Here is a 21,190-nt window from a genome sequence, read left to right as displayed (position 1 = left end):
AAATAATATTTATATTTGGTATTATAACTATATTATTAGGGGTAATAAATAATACTGTTCGCCCCGCGGAAAATTATGATACTTGTGCTAAGTTTAATAGTAAGTTTTCCCAATTTCAACGTAACTTAGACTTACAAATTTTAAATCAAGGAGGTTTACAAAATAAGCTACCTAATACAGATGACTTCAAGCTTATTTGCTTCTTTTTGATAAAACAAAGTGATGAGCTTACTAAGTTGATACATGAATTTAACGAAGCTAGATCTCTGAGTCCACGACAAGCTAATATACAGGCTTTAAACAATCAAGAGGATAAAGATGAGCTAAAAAGTACTAATAGTACTTCGTGTGAGTCAATTGATGGTGCTATTTCTAATAATGCAACGATTAATCACTCAAACTCTAGTAGGATAACTAAATAACAAATGTTGTGCTATTATCCCAGCCTAGATAAATTCAATTGTTCAAGTTGACGGGAAACGTTTCCCGTCAAGTCCAAATCACGTTTTTCTGCATTGGCAGATCCATCGCCCAGTGACATTAATCTGTTAAAACCACAAATAATTACTTATTCAACATCTCGGATTCATCGAGTAACTTTTCTAACTCATTCAACAGCCGCTCTAATTTCTTGCGTTTTTTATCGTCTTTCCATAACTGAGCTTGTGGTAAACGCTTGCCTATTTCTACATAGCGTTTGCTCAATGCCTTTTCTGGTGTAACTGCTGGTGTTGTCTCTGATGATTGCAGTTGCTTTATTAGTTCCTTAATTTGAGTTAACGATAGATTTTGAGAAATTGCTGAGGAGAGAACATTAGCACGCTGTTGCCTGTCTTTGACTCGTGCTATTGTTCGTGCTTTAGTAAATTCAAGCTGACCTTGGCGCAATACTTCCAGTACATCTGCTGGCAAAGAGAGTAACGGCAAGCGGCTTGTACGAAAGCTTTCCGCATTAAATTTACCAATGCCAGCCAAGATAAATTCAATCTGTTCGAGTTGACGGGAAACGTTTCCCGTCAATTCCAAATCACGTTTTTTTGCATTGGCAGCAACGTTTAGAATCGATTTGACCTCTTCAGTGCTGACATCCAGATTTATTGCCAGCAGTTCTAGTATCGCTTCAACTTCTTCTACTGGGTTTAAGTCTTCGCGCTGTAAGTTTTCAAGTAAAGTGACTTCCAGAGCTTGTTTATCACTCAGTTCTTTACTGACAATTGGGACTTCAGCTAATCCAGCTACCTTTCCTGCCCTCAGTCGCCTTTCTCCAGCAATTAATTCATATTCTCCATTGCCGAGCGGACGGACTAACAAGGGTTCTAAAATCCCGTGTTCGCGTACCGACTGCACAAGCTGTGACATTTTTTCGGGGTCGAACCAACGGCGTGGTTGTTTTTTGGCAACTCGAATTTTGTCGATGGAAATGGTAGTAGCAGCAGATGCCTCCACATCCATAGTTAATAAATCTTCAACGCCACGCATCTTAGGGACTTCCAGGCGTTTTTTTGTCATTACAGCTTCTCCATGCCTTGGGCAATCTTCTTTAAAACTGTAATTGCTGGATGCTTTGGAGCATAAACTGCTAGAGGTTGACGACTCATTGCAGCATCAGCAAATGCAGTGGCGCGAGGAATCGCCGGATATACCTTAGCAAGGGATGATAACTGTTGTTCTAAAGCTTCCAGGATTAGTTTATCTTGATTGGCATTGCTGTAAAGTGTAGGAACTATGCCTGCGATCGCCAGCTTAGGATTAACATGTTTTCGCACCTGTTTAATTGTATCGAGTAGCAATTCCGTGCCCTTGAAAGCTTTGAAGTGAGTTTGGATCGGAATTAAAACATGGGTTCCTGCTGTCAAAGCTAAAATGCTCAACACTCCCAAGGATGGCGGACAGTCGATGAGGATAAAATCATATTGATTGCGTATAGGTTCTAAAGCTTGCTTTAGACGAATTTCCCTCGCCATGACGCTAGCTAGTTGTAGTTCCACTGCACTTAGTGAAATATTGGCTGGTAATAAATCCATGCCATGCAAATCGCGTTGAATTGGTAATGGCGTTTCTTCATTGAGAATGACATCACCAACAATTTGTTCAAGTTCGTGCGGTTCTAAACCCATAAAAGTTGTGAGACTTCCCTGTGGGTCCATGTCGATGAGAAGCGTTTTATGTTTCTTCAGGTGTAGTTGGTAGCCGAGGTTCATGGTGAGGCTCGTTTTCATGACTCCACCGGCTTGGTTGAATACTGCGATGACTTTAGTCACGGGTGTCAGGTAAGCTTGTTATTCTGTTTTACAGCATAGTTTAGGTTGAATAAATCAAATTGGGAAACTTCTGTGACAAATTTTGTCCAAAATAGTACTGACACCAAAACTCAGCAACTTCCAGCAGCATAGTCACGGATTCGGGAATCAAACCTGTGCCATATTGAGGCTTATAGCCTTCTATGAATTCTCTAGCTAATCTATAAGCATAGTAGGGAAAATCCTGCTCAACAAAACAGCGTACAGCATACTCTAGTTTGAGCAGTTCACCGCTCTTGACAAAACGTACAGTAGTCCAAGAGACATTTCGGTAATCGTCTCCTTGCAACTCATCAATTTGTCTATCACCATTGTCACAGTTCAAGAAATTTTTAACGGGTGGGTAGTCAAAATTAATGACCGGACTGAATCTGCCAACTTAGTAAACCTTTACACTAAACTGTGGACTACTCAAGAGTATTTCAAAGGAGTGAGAATACTCAACTTTGATACTGCTGCCTACACTTGTCACCAAGGTTTACTCAGAGAAAACCAGCAACTAAATAAAAAAAGGCTACAGAAAGATTTGCGAATAGCTGCGATTGCTCTTTCAACAAATGCGGTGATGGTTACTCGTAACCAAAAGGATTTCTCTCAAATTCCCAATTTGGTGCTGGAGGATTGGACACATTGACTACATCCTCTGCTATCAATTTTGATATCAAAGCCGGAAATTACAGAACTAGCATTACTAATCGACACCTACCAACTTCCGCAAGAAGTATTTTGCTCTCTACTCCATGTTTTGATTGATGCACCCCCCTACCCAGGTATGATGGTCGTTATTGGAAAGCTACATTATCAATAACGAGCTAGTAAGCATTTATGCCTAATCAGCCAGGTTGGGGGGAATTGATCAAGGTTGAGTTGGAAGCGTGTTTAGATGCACCGATCGCCAGATATTTTGACGCGCAGCTTCAGGGCGACCCGGATGTGTTGGCGCAACTCTTGGCAGATAAGCGCAACCCCAATACTCGGCGTGCTTATGAGAAGGATTTGAGAGATTTCTTTCTGAAGATGACGGGCTTACCGCCAACTGGTGATAGCGTGCTGGAGTTTTTGCACTTGCAGCGAGAGCAGGCGGTGATGGTGGTGCTGAAGTACAAGGCGATGTTGATTAAATCTGGGTTGCGGGAGGCAACCATCAATCGGCGGCTGGCGGCGATTAAGTCGTTGGCGAAAATGGGGCGGAAGTTGGGAGTGTGCAACTATTCCCTGGAAGATGTGTCAGGCGAGAAGGTATTGGCTTATCGGGATACGCGGGGTGTTGATAGCAAAGCGATATCTATTGTAATTCAGCAATTTGATAGGGAGACTTTGATTGGTAAACGCAACTATGCAATTTTTCTGGTGCTGTGGGGTTTAGCGTTGCGTCGCCAGGAGGTATGCCATCTTAATGTGGGGGACTTTGATTTTTATGGTCGCAAGTTGAGAGTTTTGGGGAAGGGTAAGGGAACGAATGAAGAGTATTTAGATATGTCCAAGGATGTGGCTCATGCTCTTGCAGATTGGTTAATTGCGCGAGGTGATTTGAATCCCAATTTCCCAATTTTTACAGCATTAGATTTCCATAACGAAGGGCATAGATTGACTACGGATGCTGTCTATAAAATAGTTGCTGCTGCTTTTAAGGCGGTGGGGGTGAAGAAACCCATGTCTCCGCATAGGGTCAGGCATTCGGCGATTACGGCGGCACTTGATGCAACTGATGGGAATATCAGAAAGGTGCAGAAGTTGAGCCGTCATGCTGACCCGCGAACGCTGATGATTTATGATGACAACAGGAATAAAGACCTGTGGGAGATGTCGGAATTGTTAACGAGTATGTTGAAGGATTCGGATCAATAAAAATTAATATATTGACTAATTAGAGGAGATTAATATTATTTAATAACTGGTAATTAAATATGTTTGATAAGATATTTTTACGGAACTTATCAAATCACCTAGAAAACCGTTTATAAATCCAAATAATTCTCAAGGGTAGGAGTATGAAATCAGATGCATTAGAGCTATGTCATCAAGAGTTTAAAAATAATTCCGTGAGGTTTTTGTTAGCAATCGCAATTGAGCCTGGATATTTTCAAAGCTTTGAAGAGATAATGCAGGCTGTCTCGCTTGAAAGCGCTATCCCATACAAAGATTTAGCATCTTATGAAAAGGACTTTATTCGTGGCTCTTATGAGGTTTATGAAAAGGCTTGTGCTGAGGCTGACCGACGAAAAAATGGGGAAGTTCCTAACTAGAAAAGAGTTTGATAAGCTTGGCTGAAGCCAAAAAATTTCTCGGAGTGCTTTAAATCCTTGGACAGGAAATCAATCATGATTATTGATACATTAATTTTAGTAGTTTTAAGTATCAAGTGACGAAAAGGTAATTTGGTACACGAATCTAATCAAAGCATGGATTTATACAATGAGAATTACTGAGATTTACGTGAGGAATAATTGTTTAGTATTTTGTACCGATGATGGATGTAAATCAATTTATCATTTATCAAATATTGTTGTAGACACAGGCTTATCAATAGATTCGCTCTCTGCCGAAAAACTCCCAGAGTCAAGAGTACAAGAAATTATTGAAGCTGAAGGCGAACAAATATCAATAATTGAAATCAAAGGCTCAATTGGTAGATTAGAAAATGCTGAAAATTGCCTGGATGCTAATTATAATGAAGCTGCTCATAGCTGCTCTTATTGGTTTTCCGGGCAAATAAACAATATTTTAAATCAACTTTTTAGTTAACTTGGTGAGTTGAAAAGGGAATTACGCAATGACAGAGGCTTTTAGTATTTATGTCGTCAAATCAGAGGGGATTGAAAAATGACATCCCAAATAGCTGACATAAATTTTCGCTTATAAAACCGAAATTACTTACCCAGAAGGAGATGATATCCACTTAATAGAAGGGCGAGTTTGGGAATTAGATCAAAATCTAGAATTAACCACTGAAGATATTTTTGAGATTGTGTGTCAAGAATATAACCTAAATGCTGAGTTGATAGAAAAAGAACTAAATTGTAAATGTCCATTTGCATTAACTGGCTTTTTAATGGAGTTAGAACGGACAGAAGTTTCCTATTATTTGAAAATTGAAGAAATGGTTGAGGGAGAATAAATATGCTTGTCATGAATAATGACTTTATTGACCAGCTACGTGAAGAATTAGATATTTGGGATAATTCTCCAACGGAGTGTGATGGGCATAGCAAAGTTATCTCTACTATTTTATTTAATAAGGGTATTGAACATATAATTTGCTGCGGTTCATTCCAATGGATTGGGCATGGTCAAGTGTCACCGCATTATTGGATTGAGTTGCCGAGTGGGAACCTAACAATTGATTATCGAGCCAGAATGTGGTGTCGTGTTATGGAAAATCCACAATTAGTTGATGTAGAAGTTCCGCACAGTATATTTAATCCTGCATATTGGAATCAGGTTCAATACACCAAGATACAACAACAGATTCCAGAAGAATTCGGCGTACCTCTAGAAGACTGGTTGTTTAAAATCTTAACTGTATCTATTTAAGGGCTTTAGATGGTGATGCTTGATATTTAAACTAAATTGTTTAGTTTGCGCTTGGTGACAGCTTCGCCAGTTCTTCCTTAGGTTCCAAATATGGACTACTTAGTTGCAATAGAGCCTGTTGAATCTGCTGGTCGGTTGCTAATTCCATTGGGCTGATATCTTCATTCAGAACAAAAATGGGCTTATATATAGTAGATTACTCTTATCAAAAAACTGGTAATTAAATCGCTACGCATTTTGAGAATCAAGAAATGCCTTCTAAATCCCAGTCACGTTATCCAGAAAATTGGTCAGATATCGCTCTTGATGTCAAACAATCTGTGGGCGGCAGCCTCTAGAATATAAAAAACCAAAAGATTATTTAATCGTTGTCAATCATGCGTTATTACAAACTCGTCGGACATACACCTGTTGCTGTTAATTCATTGTCAGAATGGCAAGATTATTTACACTCAGCACAAGATTCAGCAAAACATCTAGTTGCCGAGACTACAGTTGGCTCTTCCAAAATTTCAACTACTTTTGCTGGGTTTGATCTAACTTTTGGAGACCCCCCCTTACTTTTTGAAACAATGGTTTTGGGCGGGCCTCATCATGGAAGAATGCAGCGTTATTCTACTTGGTCAGAAGCACGCTTCGGTCATGATGATACGGTTATACAAGTGATGACTACCTCGCCACCGAGTGAATAGTGATGAACCGGAATGAGTTGAAAGTATTATTTAATATAAGTGGTTTAGCGGGTACGTAAAATGAGGGCGGCAGTCAGTGGCTCTTAAGGCGATTGATGCGTTTATCAGGGAACTTCATTGATACATTACTTTTAGTAGAGACAAAAAATAAGGGAATTTTCTTGACCTTTGATATTCTTGATTAACCTAGTATCGTTGATTTCAATAACTTTACAACCACAATTTGAGTTTTATAGGTGCTGAGGTAGCAGAGAATTAAATCATGTTGATCGAGTTCAATCCACTAGCAACAAGACTGGAAGATTACGCCGCGATTGCAAGGAATGCAAAAATTCGCATCAAAGCTAGAAAGCGAATCGGTACGCGCGATGATGATGGTACAGCAATTATCGAAGAATGGTGGGCAGAGACTGATTTACTTGCATATCTTCCAGCATGGGATCTAGAGGACATCCAAAAGGGGCGTGATTATGCGGTGATTACTCCACAGGCAGACTTCTACCCTTCATGGTGGTATCAACCTTGGGAATGGCAAAAAAATCAGCGTCAATTGCTGACCCGCGCTAGAAGTTATGCAGATATTTACCCTGATGATTATCGACAGCTTTTAGCTGAATGCAACAGAATACGAGAGAAAATCGGAAAAGAATTCTTGATTAGTAGGCATGGGCTTGCCTGGGGATGGAAAGATTTTAAGATTGTTTAAAAATTTCTAGTTGCATTTAATCCTGGCTCAAACCGATTCCTTTTCCCAAAACCACATAGTATACCCCTAACTATGTTGAACTCCATTTATAGTAGATTACTCATATTCAAGAACTGATAATTAAATTGCAACGCACTTTTAGAATCAGGAAATGCCCAAAAAATCTCAGTCACGTTATCCAGAAAATTGGTCAGATATTGCTCTGGAAGTCAAACAATCGGTGGGCTGGCGTTGCTCCAAGTGTGGCTTGCAGTGCATTCGCCCAGATGATGATACGTCCGAACTTTCCCGTTCTCTTAGAACGGCGCTAACACTAACAGTACATCATAAAAATTTTCTGCCAGAAGATAATCGTCAAGAAAACTTATATGCCTTATGCACAGCTTGCCACCTCAGTTTTCATACGCGACGCAGGGGAAATGTATCGCCAGGACAACTGTCTTTATTTTGAGCCAGCTTCTTATTGAACTAAGGTACTGCAAAAGCGCCACCAGCAGAATGAACTACCTTTATCTCTGATTCCTGGGCGGGAGCAAGAACCAAGTAAATTGAATAGTTTTATTGAATTCCCATTTCTGCCATCTGGCATTGGAGTTCCCAGGTTAGCCCTTCAAAGTCGGGCATATTTTCCTCTCTATCACGGGAGTAAGCGCTTGGTTTTACGCCGATAACTTCGATTTCTGTGCTAACTTCTGCTAAGTGGTTCATTCGGCTGCACATGGGCATTGCAACTGTATCCCCTACTTTTTTGTAGGTATATTCGCCGTTCGGAAAACTTTAGAAATCGCCGCGATGTAAATCTGAGAATTTCATGGATTCTAAAAGTCTTACTCTTTTTATTTGGTTGAAAATCACTATTTTTGCACACGGACATTAAAAGGATAACTTGATATTGGACTGAAAATGCGTCGGCAGCAGATAAGGCGATGGATCTTTAAGAATGCTCTGGGATATGAGTGATGAGTAAACACCTTCATCTGTGGGAAAAACTTAACCAACGGCAGCAAGCCACCCTCACCGCCATTTACCGTGCTGACCAGTTTGTGGAGGCAGCACAAAAAGAAGGTTGGCGATTAGGTTCAATCAGAGAGAAAGCATCTGTATGGCGTAATCTGCAATATTATTTTGAACCAACAAGCTATGAAACTTTATTGCACAAGTTGTTATCCCAAGCGGGTGTAGTTGACCAGGGTTTAGGTTCCACTCTTCAAGTTTTGGAACGACACAAATTAATTGAATGTAATTATTATGACGGCGAACTAATTTCTATCAAGCTCACCACAACTGGACGTGCTGTAGCTCGTGCTGGATTGGGTGAATCAGCACCCAAAAAACCACCCAAAGGACAATTAAAACCAAGGCAGTGGGAGGCACTAGCTACAGCGTATGAAGCTGGTGAATTAGGAATAGACAGTGGCTTAAACTTTGGGGATTACGCCGGGTTTAGTTGGCAGTGGACAAGGTTTTGATTACGAGATTATCAAGGAAGTGGATTAGTAAAGGAAGTTGGCTACTGGAACAAAGACGGTAAGCACTCAACCAAGCTGGTTATTACTCAGGCTGGAATAGAGTTTTATCGACAGCAATGGTCACAATATCGCACTCTTTACCCTGATGTGAATGCGCCCAAACCTGACTGATGTTATTGAACTACTGTCTGACCTCATTCAAGTAATATTTATCGATTTGCTCCCTCATAGAGGCTAGAGCCGATTGAATATCTGGGAATGGCTGGCTTTCTTGTAGCACCATTTCTTCATGCACGGGTACATATAATTCAGCCAAGTAGCAGCCAAGGCGTAGATCAAACCACACGTCAATAATGCAGTCTCTATACCAGCCTTGCGAATAGTATTTATCGATCTGTTCTTTCATGTAAGCTACAGCCGATTGAATATCTGAGAATGCTTGCCTTTGTTGCATCAACATTCTGTTGCGTACCGGGGCATATAATTCAGCTAAGTAGCAACCGCGCCTGTCATCACGCCACACATCAATACTACAACCTTTATATTTCTCGGAGTGCTTTAAATCCTTAGAGAGTAAATCAATCATGTCGAACACCCATTTGCAATCAACTTAAAAGGATAACTTGATATTGGACTGAAAATGCCTTGTATGTTCCACAGCTACCGTCCTTGAGAACAGGGTGGGGTATTATTCGCAACTGACGACATTCGATTGAGTCATATCGTAAATTACGACATTAGATTGATTCATGTCGTCAATTGCAACAGATGATTGATTCATGTCGTCTCTGGCTTTCAAACCAATATCTCGACGAATACTTTGTAATAACTCTAGACCTGTGCGTTGAGAATTGGGGTTAGCTGACCAAATCGCGTTGACTGTAATCTCAGTACCTTGCAAGAATGCGTTTACTGCCCCCACGAAGTAATCACCATCTGAGTAGTCTAGGCGGACTAGGTAAACAAAGTTTTTGTCAGGGTAAAAGGTATTTTTTAACTCACTGGCTTTTTGATAGTCGGGGTGTTCTTCAGTCAGGTAGGTAATTTTTGGTTTGTTGGGCTGACTGAATCCCCCTGATTTAGCCCAATTGGGGTCTAATTTCTTGCGCCTTTTGGCTTCTCCCATTATCGACTCCTTTGTGCTACCGAGTGCAGAATCAAGGTTAAATCCACTATTATTGTCCCGGAAAACAGCGATGGGTGCAGACTGACGGACAAATTGTTGTCGATGAACAAGCACTGAATAGAGCCAGAACACAAGGCTAAACTTGTGTAAGCTAAATAATATGTAATAACATTGGGCTGTTTAGAGGGCTGATTTCTTATCCCTCTTTTGTCACTATTATGAGAGAATAATTGGGTAAAAACGATGAAAGCATTACAGGGATAATGTTTGAGTCTCGACCAGCTGCGCCAACAGTCAAATTCGTAGACGAATATTGTCAGTGGTATAAAAAGCTATTTTCAGATGTTAGGAGCTTTGAAGCATTTAAGTACCTACATGTGGGGTGTATTTCTGAATTAAAACGGAAAACCTTACCAGAAATAGCAAAAATCGTAGGGTTGGATAACCAGCAGGGCTTACATCATTTTTTAACTAAATCGCCTTGGGATATAGAAAAGTTAAGAGCTTTACGTTTAGAACTAATTTTAGAAGTAATCAAAGGTAGACCAATCATTTTAATTATTGATGAAACTGGAGATAGAAAAAAAGGCTCGTCAACAGATTATGTCAAAAGGCAGTATATAGGAAATTTAGGAAAAATTGAGAATGGAATTGTTGTAGTAACAGCGTATGGTGTGTTCTGCGGAATGACTTTTCCATTACTATTTGAAGTATACAAGCCTCGTGAAACATTGAAGCCAGAAGATAAGTATCTAACCAAACCACAAATAGCAGCCAAGTTGATTAAAAGGCTCAAGTCAATGGGCTTTAAATTCAATTTGGTATTGGCAGATAGTTTATATGGTGAGAGTGGTACTAATTTTATATCTGTGTTAGATGAAATGAATCTCAATTACATAGTTGCGATTCGTTCAAATCATTATGTAGAGCTACTTCCAAAGCAGCGTACTCAATATTTAGATTGGCAAAAATTCAAAAGAGTGTTTTCTGACCTTAATAGTGAAAAAAGATTTATTAGAGAGATAATTCACGGAAAACGTGGAGAACACAGATATTGGCAGATCACAACAGACATTGAAAAATTGCCAGGAAACTCTACTTGGTATGTGATGAGTAATTATCCCGACATTACACCAAGGGAAGTCGGTAATTTTTATGGATTAAGAACTTGGGTTGAATATGGCTTAAAGCAAAGTAAAAATGAATTGGGTTGGGCTGATTATCGTTTGACTCATTATCCAGATATTGAACGCTGGTGGGAGATTGTTTGTAGTAGCTACTTGATGGTTAGCTTACATTCAGAAACTCTGCGTTCATCTTCACCACAACCAGAATCAAAATTTGCTTCACATCAAAGGTGGGATGATGGAAAGGGTTGGAAGAACATTCTAAACAATCTTCGCTTAATCATTCAACCTTTTACTTTGTTTAACTTAATATATCCTTGGTTAACAGTTTTTCCTATTCCTCAATTGTTGAGTGGTTTTACTAAACTCCAATCGATTGTTTATAACCTCACTTCTCCAATTTTTACATTCCTGTTCAACCTTGATTTTCATTTTTCCTCTGCTTAAAGTGACAAAAGAGGGTTATTGATACTTCTGCCGTGGTTGTCCGCGATGCCGTAACCATGCCGTAGGCTACGACCTATACAGGGTATGGATTGCCGTGATTGCTGCCGGATGCCGTAGACACCGAGAAAAGCAAGTTATACATCCCTTTTTATGACCACGGCATTACGGCAATCCTTTCACCAATCAGGCAGGGAATAGCTATCATTGCCATCAGAATTTATCTTCTCAGTCTTAACTAATTCAGCTACTCCATCAATTAATTCTGACTCGGAATAACCAGATAACCTGTCTGCCTTCTTCAAATCACGTAATGTTTTTGGTGTTTTAGTCTTGACATTCTGGAAGTATTCATAAATCTTTTTCGCTACTTCAGATAATGGCTTTGGATGTATCTGGTGAGCCGGACTTAAATTAAATTCCAGGTCAAATACTCTATCTAAATATTCCTGCTCCGAAGCAATCGGCTTGACTTGATTAGATAATTTAGGCATCAATGCCACGACAAAACCCCCAACGGAAGCAATCATAACTGGGCGCAAGTTTTGATAAGAGACTGTTTTAACTTCCAGATATTTAGATTTGATTTGTTCCCGCTCTTGCTTACCTGGAATAATGTCACCTCTATTTAAAATCAGTTCCAGCACCCCATAAGATTCTTGCTCCCTTCCATTCTTGATATACCTGTTACCTAACAACAATAAATTGAGACACAGCCTCGTTTGAGCATCCATTTTTTCAATGCCCAATGCTGCCAGATTAAAAGACTGTAGGGAAGCAATAAACTTAGTATTAAACTCTCTACCAATCAGCAGAACATCAAGCAATTTACTCCCATAATTCCAATCAGAGTAAAGCTTGCTTAATTGGTCAGCAATTACTAGCCAATCATCCAGAATTAGAATCAATGGTGGTAAGGATTCGCGCTTTGATTCTGGTAGCTGTTTACGCTGTTTGTAGTTGAGGTAAAAGTTATCAATTACGTCTTTAGCTAAGTCTGGGTTTTCCCCGTCAAAGACAATTACTCTCTCTTTCTCTCGTAAACCGCAGAAACTATCATTCTTAGCACTAATCACCCAAATATCGGCACTTGGACAATCTGCAAGGATTTTCTCAATCAAATAATTGAGGGTGACAGATTTACCGCTTCCCGGTGCGGCAACTAAAGCAGTGGAACTATCGGCTCTGGCTAAGGCTTGCAAAGTGTTGAAGGCAAGCGCTTCTGATGGGTGAAGATTTCCACCATTCTGTTGTAATGTCTGCTGTTGTCCTCCGGTTACTTTATCATCACCCCTGGCAACATCCTGCATTGACTGTCCCGGCAATGCCCCGGCTGGCTGACCCGTTGCCTGCTGTAGTTGCGCCCGTGCTTCGGCTTCTGCCCTCAAACGTACCTGCTCTTGAAAGATGGCTAACTCTTGCGGTGTCATTTGTGACAACTGCGCGGTTCTTACCCGTTTATTCTCAGACCATTGGTGAAATTCGTAATCTAGTTGTGCGCTATATGCTTCCTTATGGAGCCTTAACCCGTACCAAAGTTTAGAAATTAGCCAGTTGCTACGAATTTCTTCCCTAACTGAAGGCATTAGTTGAACTAATCGCCATTCCCTAGCTTTGGATAACCCATAGGCTCCTCCTAGAAAAAACATTGAAGCTAATCCCCACAAAGCCTTATCAGGGTTGCTTGGTGGAATAATTCTTAATCTGGTAGCTTTGGTTGGCAAGAAGTTATCACGTTGAAACTCTGGGTTAGCTGGTGTGTAAGCTTCAGCATAAAACTCCGCTTCGGGCATTATGTAACGCTTGTTGGGAGTGCAGTACCTTTGACGGTTAACTGGATGAGTGAGCTTTTCGGGGATGAAGCAATATTCAACTAAACTAATCTGAGTTCCTGTAAATGACTTTGCCCCAAAAATTAACCCGATGGTTGCCAGCAGCCCCACAGTGATATTGTTGGCTGTTCCCGAACGCAAGTATTCTTCAAATTGTTTGCGTTTCATTGGTTTGTTCCCCTGACGATTGCTGCAATCACCAACAACACAAAAGCACCTACCCCAATCAAGCCCCAAGGTATTTCACTCTTGGGAGTTGGCTTAACTTCGTAGGTTTTAACCTCCTGATAGAACCGTGTCTTACCTGTATTAGTTGCTTCTGACACTGCCCTATATTCATCAAAGGCAATCCACAGCGAAGCTCCTACACTTGCGGTTTGGGCGGTCGCTACCAAAAAATCTTTGTCAATGTGGATTTGTCCTGAGTAGTGAAGCTTGGTCAGGGTATTGGCGAAGAATAGCCCCAGTACAATGCTGCCCAATGTGCCAGAAGCCATTGCCCCAATTCCAAGAGTTGTGAGTAGGCTGACTCCAGCATTGGCGGTGAACACTCCCAAGAATGTAGCCAGTGCTTTGTTTAGCAGTTGTTTGTTACTGAAGACATCACGAATGGATTGCTCTAACCGTTCGCCGTCTTCGCTCTCCGGGGTCGGTTTTTCTGAAGTAGTTTCACCCCAGAGCATTGGTGTGGACTGTTCACTGGTATTTTGGAACTGCGATAATAGGGAATCAATTTCATTCATGTTTACCTCGCGTGGGTGAAACAGAAAAAGCCAGAGTTTTTGCTAACAACTGGCTTTCGACTTACTTATGGCTTAAATGCCCATGAAGTTGCGGAACCACTGCCCTACTCGGCTAATGCCAGCAGTGCGCGAGTAATTAGGCTTTGGTATGCGGTCGGTCTTGGCTTCACTACCGTTTGTCCACAGTGCGCTAGTAACTGCGGTTTCATAAGCGCGATCTGCTGCGTCTTGGGCTTCTGGGACTTTGTTAGAAGCTTTGATTAAATCAGCCTCATATTTTGCGATCGCCATCAAATCGGCAGTAGCCCCAGATATCTGAATCAAGGATGAGCGTTGCGCGTGACGGGTTGCCTCGGCAGTAGTGGCGTTGACGTGTTCCGCCTGCATTTCGGTCATTTCGTTTTTAAAACGCTGCTCTCCTGTCTTACTGGTGTTGATAGCCTTTAGTGTTTGCGTTCCGTGCTTCTGGGTCAGTTGCACCAGTTCGGCATAAGCTTGGTTTACGTCCCCTGTGGTTTCAATGATTTTCCGATATGCCTCCAAAGCTTTAGGCAGATTAGCCTTAGCTGTGTCAGACAGTCGCGCCATATCTGCAATTTTGGTGATTACCGTTTGATCTCCTAAAACGGCTTTATTGAACTCTTCAGCCGACACATCAAACAGTCTCCCCATTGCTCCTAACGTACCGGGGGCATTGTTGGGTATATGGTTTTTGAGTTTTGCTGCTCCGTAATTTCTAGCCATTTAATCTCCTAATAAGGTATTACGTCGTAGTCGATATTTATCGGCTCTTGGGGCACTTCATTCCAGTAACCCATCTCTGAAAATCGGCTATAAATTCTCGTTGCTAATTGCCTTATGGGGTCGTCAAAATCTTCAGAGATTAAATCAAATCGGCTCTCACCAAACGCCAAGATATTTGCAATATCAGGGTCAATCCCATTACCCAAGAATTGACCAAATGCAGCAGAGTATGGATGGTCATCGATGGTTAAATGAGTTGCTAAGAATTCAGTTCCAGTGAAGGGTGGGTAATCTTCACTCTCGACTATTGGCGTGGAAAGTGCCTCAATATCTGCTGAGATCCTTGCTGCCCATTCTTCAGGATTTTCCGCTTTGAATTGCTCTAATCTCAAAGCGCGGTCAGTCAGAGGCGATTTGCCCCAATCGTTGGGATTTTTGTAGTCGAGTGTCATTTGTTAGAATCCTTAATGTCTGATGTGTACTCACGATGCACAGATGGGCGATCGCCTTACTTTGGTCGGTGGGAGCGATCGCTTCATCATCAGTTCTCACAAAACTCAACAAGTTCAAAAACCTCCCTCTGCACTTGGTTTTGGCTTAGTTCAAAGCGTCTAGCTTTCGAGTCATTGAAAATGAAAGGGGCATTGATTCGACAATTAGAGCGGTGGCTGTAGCGGAGTTGTTGACCACGGAATTCATACAAGTGGTTACGTTGTAGGGCTGTCGTTTCTAACATTTGCTCCCTCAAACTTGCGAATAAAACTCGATATTTAGAATCGCTTCGTGAATCTCCATCAAGGCTTGCACTGCATCACCCATCTTTAAGTCATTCGATGTACTGAACCTTTCGGACGCTTCGATTTGTTGATAATTTGGGGATGCTTGCACGAACCTTAAAGTCTGTTCGCAACCGAGGATGATGGTCATTATTTCGGTTGTTGTTAGCGATGGTTGTGTCTTTTGGGTGTCTTGGTTGCTCATGACTTGTTTGTTTCCTCTGGGTTTTTATCACGTAAGTTCTAATTCTTTCGCTTGAGAGTGATTTTGTAAGTCTCCCCGTTTGGCTTCAAAACAGTGTGTTGCTCTAAACCTAATTCGCTAGCTGCCCTTAAAATTGGGCCGACATTTTCAGACGGTTCACCATGAAAGGTTGTCTCCCCTTTTTTACCTTTATCAAGGTTTCTAGAAATCATTTCTTTAAGCGCCTCAAACCCTGACTGTGACATAATTCCTCCTATTTTCTATACGATACTCAAACCGAACTACTGATAATGAGAGCTAGTCCCCTTCTGGGGTTGTGTCTGCATTATGTTTGGGATCTCACAACTTCTTTCCTTTCCTTTGGGTTTTGATTGGTGCGGCTGGCGCTTCTGGCTGACTCGGTTTCTGAAGTACATAGCTGATGGCCCCTGCACCACCCACGGCTGCGGCGATGGTAAACATATTGTTTCTGCCAAGCTGCTGCACTCCGAAGTAGCCAAGGGCTAACGCTGCTGCTGTTGCTCCAATGCCTAAAACCGTGTTTCTGAATGTGGTTCTGCTCATGCTGCCCCTTTGAAATTAGTGACCATTGCGCTAAGTGCCGATTTATTGGGCTGTGTAGATGGCGCGGTTTCGGGTTTTGGTGATGATTGCACATTGCCGTGTTGAAAAATCAGTTTCTCTACACCTGCTGATAATGCTTGTGTCGGTGCATTTTGGGGTAAATCAAAAATCTTGCACAATTCAATTACTGCTAGGTAGGAGATGGTTATACGCCGAGATTCGTAATTCATTAATTAAGCTCCCAAAGATATTTGAGTTAATAGCTTCAACCCCAAGGCATTGATGAATTGGGGATTATTCAAAATCACAAAGCCTAAACCGGCTAGGTTCTGATCCACCACGGGCAGCGAAACACCACCACCCCAGGCGACAAGGTATTTAGCGCGGTCTAGATAATTGCCAGCAGTCACAAAGTTGGCGAATTTCTCAATCCTGTTTGACCACCACTGATCAAGGCATTGGCTGTACTCGGTTTCAAACTTCTTGCCCGTGAGGTGGTTGCCTCCATAAGTGAAAGTGCCTTCAATAATCCCCTGGTTCACCAAACTGGGCGAGTGCTTCACATCCTTGGACAGCAGGCTTACTCGGTCGTTTCGTTTGTCTAGTGCCTCTGCAATCATCGAGTGCAGTTCACCCGCTCCACCTTCAATCAAGTGACGGTCTATGACTGCACCACTACCGTTGAACACGGTAATCAACCAAGTTGATGAACCGATATCGAGTGCGATCGCTAATTCTGAGGGGTCAAGTACCAGGGAGGCTTCACCGAATAAGCAATGGGCAATGCTTCCGAATCCTTCGGGATAAATGCCAGTAACAACAATCTCAACTGTCTTGGTGACAATGGAACGAGTTACAGGGTGCAGATGTTCAAAGGTGTGAGTCCCTTCGACTCGGCGTTTAATCTCTTGGCCCCAGCGTTCGGGGTTGTGATTGCTCAAACTAATTTCTAGCTTGACTCCATCGGGAATATTCAAAACTGCTAAGTCTGCAAGAATGCTTTCTAATGCCAGTTCTGCTTTTTTGGCTTTGTCCTCGTGTAGTAGGGTGTGGTCACTTTGCGCTAGAGCCGCACTACCCCAGAAAAATTGAACATCTTTTAAGTCAAGCCGCGTTCCTTGTACATAACGCACCCATGCCCCATCTTTTGAGATGGTTTCGTGGTGCATGATGTTTCGGTTGCGAACAAGTGAGTATGCGGCTGGCATCATGATCGAAAAATCACCGATGATTGCCTTGCCATACCCTGCACCTGAGTCTTTCCCAGCGATGAGGTCAGTTAGCCCGGATTTGGCTAACAAGTCTGCTTGAACTAGCCAGTTTTTGGCATTGGAATATATAGCTGTCATGGTTCAGATGATTGGTGAAAGTCTTATTTATCCTGGCTTTGGAGAATTTAGACGCTGAATCGCCTTAAATCCACACATCCAGTTAGGGGTTAGCCATAGCATCACTTTCTGGCTTCTATTGCCTTTGTTTTGTGGCTGTTTTTGGCTGACAACTTTAAAGTAGCATTTTCTCAGAGAATTATCAGCAAAAGTAAAAAAATTAATTTACTTTTCTCAAAAAAAAATCAGACAGATTGTAGCTAAGTATCTGAGAATTAGCTACTGTCTTGACTGAGGTACACAATTTAAAGTTAAAAAATGCCAGCAGGTAAAAGACCACGAGTAATGTTTGTCACGAGCGATCATGTAAAACAAGCGCTAGAGCGATGGGCAGAGGATGAGGATAAAACTGTTAGCAGCTTATTGGACGAACTTATAAAAGAAGTCTTAGTACAAAAGGGGTATCTAGAACCTCCAAAAAAGTTATTGAGCCAGAGTCATCACAAAAATTAACAGAAGAAATCTCTTCATCCGTATCACACAGCAATTCGCCTGAATGTTATACTAATGAGCAAGCTTCGTATAACACAGCTAGCCAAACAGAGCTTATTATGAGCATTCCAATAGTTACCAGTCGCCAAGAAGGTGCAGCAGAGGTCAGGGTTTTCATGCTGGAAGATGAACGAGAGCAACTCAAGCAGGCTTGCACAAGCATGAAAACGAATATGAGCCACATTTTAAGAGTGCTAGCACTGCAATGGTTAACCGAACAGCACCAAACACCGCACGAATAGTATTAAAGGAAAACATGGTTCAAGATATATGTTCTCGATTAGAAAAAACTGAAACGGTGCTAGATGAACTAGCACCGTTGATAAAATGGCTTACTCAACTGCTTAAGCACACTGCTTCAAGAGTTAACTGTCTATTGAAAGGGTGGATAGCACGAGTGGATTTGTTTTTCAGGCAAATGCCTGAGTATTTGCAAGCCTGCAAAACAAAACAGATTAGCCTGTTTTGATACTGTCAAGCAGCTTTTCATGCTAACCTTACCAAAGTAAGTCTGCAAATCAGACTGAAATCAATCAATACAAAAAGGAGGGGGCAACGACACTAGCAGTATATTCGGATAGTCAAAATGGTAAGGGGAGTCGTTAGATAACAGTATTGATGTCCAAGACTTTGGCGGGTCAGACAGACACCAAAATTGTTTGAAGAACTAACGAGGCCTCACGACTCGACCCCTGTTCGCAATCTTAGCATACAGGGTCGGATATTTTATGCCTTTTTTTGGACAAATTGCAAAAAAGGCATCTGGCGCTACAATTTTCCCCGACTCTAGATTTAAAGCGGAATGTCAGCAAGAGCTACTTAGATGCAAATAATTTAGGGATGAATTTTACGCCTAGATGCCTCGTATATGAGGATAGCATCGTGAATATTTTGTTTTTTCAATTAAAAGCTGTTTTATTTTGCCTTGAGCTAAAGCATAGGGCTGATTTCTGCATTTTTGATTATTCATAAACTAATTCCAAACATTACACCAGCCGCTTGGTCAGCTTTGGAAGCAAGTAAAAAATAAGAAATCGGCTAGCTGCCCATACGCAAGACATACGCCTAGCAATTAGGCTCCTAACCGTTTATATAGCAATCTCAGTTTAACAATGTTTGCGTAGTTGAGGTAAAGTTAGCACAGCTTTAATCAGGTGACATCAACCCTATAAAACTAATCATGAGAGTTTCATGCTCTTAATTTCAGGCCTTTTAGTCAAGACGATTGGTTTCTTGTAAATCTGAAATTTTATCTTTACTGAGTAGAGATAAAGTGGTTAGCTATTGGCAACACTTGATACCAGCACTGCTACTTTAGCCATTAACAGTGGGTAGCTCCGATGAATACAACCATTATCGGAGGTTATCAAAATGGCACAAACCAATGTAATTAGCATCAATGAAGCTAATGGAAACGACCAGCTAACTCAAAGCCATTGGCAAGAGTGGGTTATTGGTTCAGGTGTTGACCCAAAGTTAACAGCTTTGAATGTCCGCTCTCTTAGTGGCCCCTCAGTGTACGAATATCTGTTATGCGCCCTACCTCAAACTGCCAGACGTAACGATGGGCGACTGCGTGATGGCTACTTGAAACGATATGCCCACGCGGAAAACGGCGCATGGTGGGTTAGCGGACTTGACCCGCTTAATGATTGGTTGGCGATGGACTGGGGACGGATGAAACCAGATTATCCCAGACTGGAATGGGACAAGACAACACAGCAGCAAACTCAAAAGCCAGTCAAGTACGAATCACCACCCAAAACTCCCAACCGAGTTACCTACTTGAGAATGCCCCTACATTTATGGCGGTTGGTATCACTCCGGTATAACGTACCGATGCCAGAACATATTACCGTTACCGAAGAAGGAGAGGCGTTAGGTTTTTGGGCTTGGGTAATGGCACATCCCGAAATCCCTGTAATCCTTACAGAGGGAGAGAAGAAAGCAGGTTGTCTCCTAACTTTGGGCTTTGTGGCGATCGCACTCCCTGGAATCTGGAATGGTCGAGTGGGCAAAGAGGATTTAGAAAGACTTCACCCTGATTTAGTCCCAATGACTCAAAAAGGGCGTAAATTCGTTGTTCTATTCGACTACGAAAGCAAACCCAAAACCAAACAGCAGATTTTTCAAGCCACACGCCGCACAGCTTCTGCAATTGTAGAACTTTGTTGCCAATGTGAAGTAGCGCTGCTGCCAGGGCCAGAGAAAGGAATTGACGATTGGGTTGTGGCTTTGGGTAAAAAGGCGGATAAAGCCGTGACCACAATGATTGCTGATGCCTTGAGAATCAGCGAGTACAAGCAAAGATTTTTCATTAACCGAGCTAGGGGACTTTACAAGTACAAGCCCAATGTGACAGTTAATACTCGCTATCTCTCACTTGCAATACACTCTCTGCCTCAATCGGGGTTAGTTGGTTTGGTTTCCGATATGGGAACAGGAAAGACTGAAATCTTGGCAGTTCTCAGAAGAGAGAACCCCCAACTCAGTTTTTTGAACAATGGGCATCGGGTCACTCTGCTCAAGAATCTCAGCGATCGCTTACAAACAGCAATGTACTCCGCGATTTCTTGCGGGGACTGGGGTCAGGTAAAAGCTCTCAGCATTACCGTGGATTCTCTGTATAAAATGGCGAACGATTTACAGGCTTATGACATTCTATTTATTGATGAAGCCTGTCAGTACCTCGCTCACTTGCTAAAGTCCAAAACCTGCAAAGAACACAGAGGGGCGATTCTGGAAGTGCTTGAGTATCTAGTTTACAACGCCAAATTGGTAGTGTTGGCAGATGCTCACCTCGATGACCTGACCATTGAGTTTTTCATGAATTTGCGACCGGCTGGTGAGAAACCCTACATCATCAAAAATGAGTATCGCTCTGGGGGCCGCCAGGTTTATTGGTACGAGGGGAAAAACAGCAGCGCGATCGTTGCCGAGTTTCACGCTCAACTGATGATGGGTAAAAAGTTGATGATGGTCAGCGACAGTAAGCGGTTTATTAAAAAGCTAGAAAGAGCGCTCAATGATGGTTCAGCAATTGATGAC

Annotated in this window: 30 protein-coding genes; 15 read left to right on the top strand and 15 right to left on the bottom strand. The window is 41.8% G+C overall.

From position 1 onward, the window contains the following. Positions 1-422: hypothetical protein (locus tag G1O98_RS27170; RefSeq protein WP_163934516.1), on the top strand; the 422-nt coding region annotated here is incomplete at its 5' end. A 142-nt stretch (positions 423-564) separates the two neighbouring features. On the opposite strand, the gene G1O98_RS27165 is transcribed toward G1O98_RS27170, so the two are convergent. Genes G1O98_RS27165 through G1O98_RS27155 form a run of 3 tightly spaced genes read right to left on the bottom strand, consistent with a single transcriptional unit; the run spans position 565 to position 2,625 of the window. After that, on the bottom strand, positions 565-1,509 hold the full coding sequence (locus G1O98_RS27165) for a ParB/RepB/Spo0J family partition protein (RefSeq protein WP_163934513.1): 945 nt from the start codon (positions 1,507-1,509) through the stop codon (positions 565-567). Next, on the bottom strand, positions 1,509-2,261 hold the full coding sequence (locus G1O98_RS27160; RefSeq protein WP_073644214.1) for a ParA family protein: 753 nt from the start codon (positions 2,259-2,261) through the stop codon (positions 1,509-1,511). The genes G1O98_RS27165 and G1O98_RS27160 overlap by 1 nt, the downstream gene beginning before the upstream one ends. A gap of 40 nt (positions 2,262-2,301) precedes the next feature. Further along, positions 2,302-2,625 carry a hypothetical protein gene (locus tag G1O98_RS27155; protein WP_202985825.1) on the bottom strand — a complete coding sequence of 108 codons (324 nt, stop codon included), beginning with the start codon at positions 2,623-2,625 and terminating at the stop codon, positions 2,302-2,304. Between G1O98_RS27155 and G1O98_RS27150 the strand changes: the two genes are divergently transcribed. From G1O98_RS27150 to G1O98_RS27115, 8 genes are all read left to right on the top strand, one after another. Next, positions 2,599-2,934: a type II toxin-antitoxin system VapC family toxin gene (locus tag G1O98_RS27150; protein WP_243458550.1), complete on the top strand. Its 336-nt coding sequence runs from the start codon at positions 2,599-2,601 to the stop codon at positions 2,932-2,934. The genes G1O98_RS27155 and G1O98_RS27150 overlap by 27 nt on opposite strands. Positions 2,935-3,125: 191 nt before the next feature. After that, complete coding sequence (locus tag G1O98_RS27145) at positions 3,126-4,148, top strand: tyrosine-type recombinase/integrase (RefSeq protein WP_163934510.1); 1,023 nt, start codon at positions 3,126-3,128, stop codon at positions 4,146-4,148. Between the two features lie 143 nt (positions 4,149-4,291). Continuing rightward, on the top strand, positions 4,292-4,546 hold the full coding sequence (locus tag G1O98_RS27140; protein WP_163934507.1) for a hypothetical protein: 255 nt from the start codon (positions 4,292-4,294) through the stop codon (positions 4,544-4,546). A gap of 169 nt (positions 4,547-4,715) precedes the next feature. Then, a complete protein-coding gene (locus G1O98_RS27135) occupies positions 4,716-5,045 on the top strand; it encodes a hypothetical protein (RefSeq protein WP_163934505.1) in 330 nt (109 codons plus the stop codon). A gap of 375 nt (positions 5,046-5,420) precedes the next feature. After that, on the top strand, positions 5,421-5,834 hold the full coding sequence (locus G1O98_RS39085) for a hypothetical protein (protein ID WP_175586885.1): 414 nt from the start codon (positions 5,421-5,423) through the stop codon (positions 5,832-5,834). A gap of 377 nt (positions 5,835-6,211) precedes the next feature. Next, positions 6,212-6,526, top strand: coding sequence for a hypothetical protein (locus G1O98_RS27125; protein ID WP_228058512.1), 315 nt, complete (start codon positions 6,212-6,214; stop codon positions 6,524-6,526). 262 nt (positions 6,527-6,788) lie between these two features. Next, a complete protein-coding gene (locus G1O98_RS27120; protein ID WP_163934498.1) occupies positions 6,789-7,232 on the top strand; it encodes a hypothetical protein in 444 nt (147 codons plus the stop codon). 151 nt (positions 7,233-7,383) lie between these two features. After that, positions 7,384-7,683 (top strand): HNH endonuclease, encoded by a 300-nt coding sequence (locus G1O98_RS27115; protein ID WP_163934495.1) that lies wholly within the window; start codon positions 7,384-7,386, stop codon positions 7,681-7,683. Between the two features lie 107 nt (positions 7,684-7,790). On the opposite strand, the gene G1O98_RS27110 is transcribed toward G1O98_RS27115, so the two are convergent. Continuing rightward, on the bottom strand, positions 7,791-7,940 hold the full coding sequence (locus tag G1O98_RS27110; RefSeq protein ID WP_163934492.1) for a hypothetical protein: 150 nt from the start codon (positions 7,938-7,940) through the stop codon (positions 7,791-7,793). Positions 7,941-8,191: 251 nt separating this feature from the next. Between G1O98_RS27110 and G1O98_RS27105 the strand changes: the two genes are divergently transcribed. Continuing rightward, a complete protein-coding gene (locus G1O98_RS27105) occupies positions 8,192-8,701 on the top strand; it encodes a hypothetical protein (RefSeq protein WP_163934489.1) in 510 nt (169 codons plus the stop codon). 181 nt (positions 8,702-8,882) lie between these two features. Here the strand turns inward: G1O98_RS27105 and G1O98_RS27100 are convergent, their stop codons facing one another. Both G1O98_RS27100 and G1O98_RS27095 read right to left on the bottom strand, forming a co-directional pair. Continuing rightward, the gene (locus G1O98_RS27100; RefSeq protein WP_175586886.1) at positions 8,883-9,287 is read right to left on the bottom strand and encodes a hypothetical protein; all 405 of its coding nucleotides are present in this window, start codon (positions 9,285-9,287) and stop codon (positions 8,883-8,885) included. Between the two features lie 102 nt (positions 9,288-9,389). Further along, positions 9,390-9,959, bottom strand: a complete 570-nt coding sequence (locus G1O98_RS27095; RefSeq protein ID WP_163934482.1) for a hypothetical protein — start codon at positions 9,957-9,959, stop codon at positions 9,390-9,392. 131 nt (positions 9,960-10,090) lie between these two features. Between G1O98_RS27095 and G1O98_RS27090 the strand changes: the two genes are divergently transcribed. Then, the gene (locus G1O98_RS27090; RefSeq protein WP_163934520.1) at positions 10,091-11,401 is read left to right on the top strand and encodes an IS701 family transposase; all 1,311 of its coding nucleotides are present in this window, start codon (positions 10,091-10,093) and stop codon (positions 11,399-11,401) included. Between the two features lie 176 nt (positions 11,402-11,577). Here G1O98_RS27090 and G1O98_RS27085 read toward each other — a convergent pair whose 3' ends face one another. The 4 genes from G1O98_RS27085 to G1O98_RS27070 all read right to left on the bottom strand — a co-directional run bounded on the left by G1O98_RS27085 (position 11,578) and on the right by G1O98_RS27070 (position 15,169). Further along, a complete protein-coding gene (locus G1O98_RS27085) occupies positions 11,578-13,398 on the bottom strand; it encodes a hypothetical protein (RefSeq protein WP_163934479.1) in 1,821 nt (606 codons plus the stop codon). Then, on the bottom strand, positions 13,395-13,973 hold the full coding sequence (locus G1O98_RS27080; protein WP_163934476.1) for a hypothetical protein: 579 nt from the start codon (positions 13,971-13,973) through the stop codon (positions 13,395-13,397). Before G1O98_RS27080 ends, G1O98_RS27085 begins: the two co-directional genes overlap by 4 nt. A 72-nt stretch (positions 13,974-14,045) precedes the next feature. Then, positions 14,046-14,717 (bottom strand): hypothetical protein, encoded by a 672-nt coding sequence (locus tag G1O98_RS27075; protein ID WP_163934473.1) that lies wholly within the window; start codon positions 14,715-14,717, stop codon positions 14,046-14,048. An 8-nt stretch (positions 14,718-14,725) separates the two neighbouring features. Continuing rightward, positions 14,726-15,169 (bottom strand): hypothetical protein, encoded by a 444-nt coding sequence (locus G1O98_RS27070; protein ID WP_163934470.1) that lies wholly within the window; start codon positions 15,167-15,169, stop codon positions 14,726-14,728. A 22-nt stretch (positions 15,170-15,191) separates the two neighbouring features. On the opposite strand from G1O98_RS27070, the gene G1O98_RS27065 reads away from it, so the two are divergent. Then, a complete protein-coding gene (locus G1O98_RS27065) occupies positions 15,192-15,332 on the top strand; it encodes a hypothetical protein (protein WP_163934467.1) in 141 nt (46 codons plus the stop codon). 129 nt (positions 15,333-15,461) lie between these two features. Here the strand turns inward: G1O98_RS27065 and G1O98_RS27060 are convergent, their stop codons facing one another. The 5 genes from G1O98_RS27060 to G1O98_RS27040 form a co-directional block, all read right to left on the bottom strand. After that, on the bottom strand, positions 15,462-15,698 hold the full coding sequence (locus tag G1O98_RS27060) for a hypothetical protein (RefSeq protein WP_163934464.1): 237 nt from the start codon (positions 15,696-15,698) through the stop codon (positions 15,462-15,464). 38 nt (positions 15,699-15,736) lie between these two features. Next, positions 15,737-15,943 carry a hypothetical protein gene (locus tag G1O98_RS27055; protein ID WP_163934461.1) on the bottom strand — a complete coding sequence of 69 codons (207 nt, stop codon included), beginning with the start codon at positions 15,941-15,943 and terminating at the stop codon, positions 15,737-15,739. Between the two features lie 94 nt (positions 15,944-16,037). After that, entirely contained in the window at positions 16,038-16,262 is a 225-nt protein-coding gene (locus tag G1O98_RS27050; RefSeq protein ID WP_163934457.1) for a hypothetical protein, read from the bottom strand. After that, positions 16,259-16,492 (bottom strand): hypothetical protein, encoded by a 234-nt coding sequence (locus tag G1O98_RS27045; RefSeq protein WP_163934454.1) that lies wholly within the window; start codon positions 16,490-16,492, stop codon positions 16,259-16,261. Before G1O98_RS27045 ends, G1O98_RS27050 begins: the two co-directional genes overlap by 4 nt. A gap of 3 nt (positions 16,493-16,495) precedes the next feature. Continuing rightward, on the bottom strand, positions 16,496-17,611 hold the full coding sequence (locus tag G1O98_RS27040) for a ParM/StbA family protein (protein ID WP_163934450.1): 1,116 nt from the start codon (positions 17,609-17,611) through the stop codon (positions 16,496-16,498). A gap of 297 nt (positions 17,612-17,908) precedes the next feature. On the opposite strand from G1O98_RS27040, the gene G1O98_RS27035 reads away from it, so the two are divergent. From G1O98_RS27035 to G1O98_RS27025, 3 genes are all read left to right on the top strand, one after another. After that, entirely contained in the window at positions 17,909-18,103 is a 195-nt protein-coding gene (locus G1O98_RS27035; RefSeq protein ID WP_152592907.1) for a hypothetical protein, read from the top strand. Positions 18,104-18,201: 98 nt separating this feature from the next. Continuing rightward, positions 18,202-18,384, top strand: coding sequence for a hypothetical protein (locus G1O98_RS27030; RefSeq protein WP_152592908.1), 183 nt, complete (start codon positions 18,202-18,204; stop codon positions 18,382-18,384). A 1,129-nt stretch (positions 18,385-19,513) separates the two neighbouring features. Next, positions 19,514-21,190: DUF3854 domain-containing protein (locus tag G1O98_RS27025; RefSeq protein ID WP_163934447.1), on the top strand; the 1,677-nt coding region annotated here is incomplete at its 3' end.

Origin of the sequence: Nostoc sp. UIC 10630, from assembly GCF_010747425.1 — a bacterium.
In the GTDB taxonomy this organism is placed as follows: Bacteria; Cyanobacteriota; Cyanobacteriia; order Cyanobacteriales; family Nostocaceae; genus Nostoc.
Note: the sequence above shows the minus strand (reverse complement) of the source record. Positions and strands in the feature narration are given on the sequence as shown.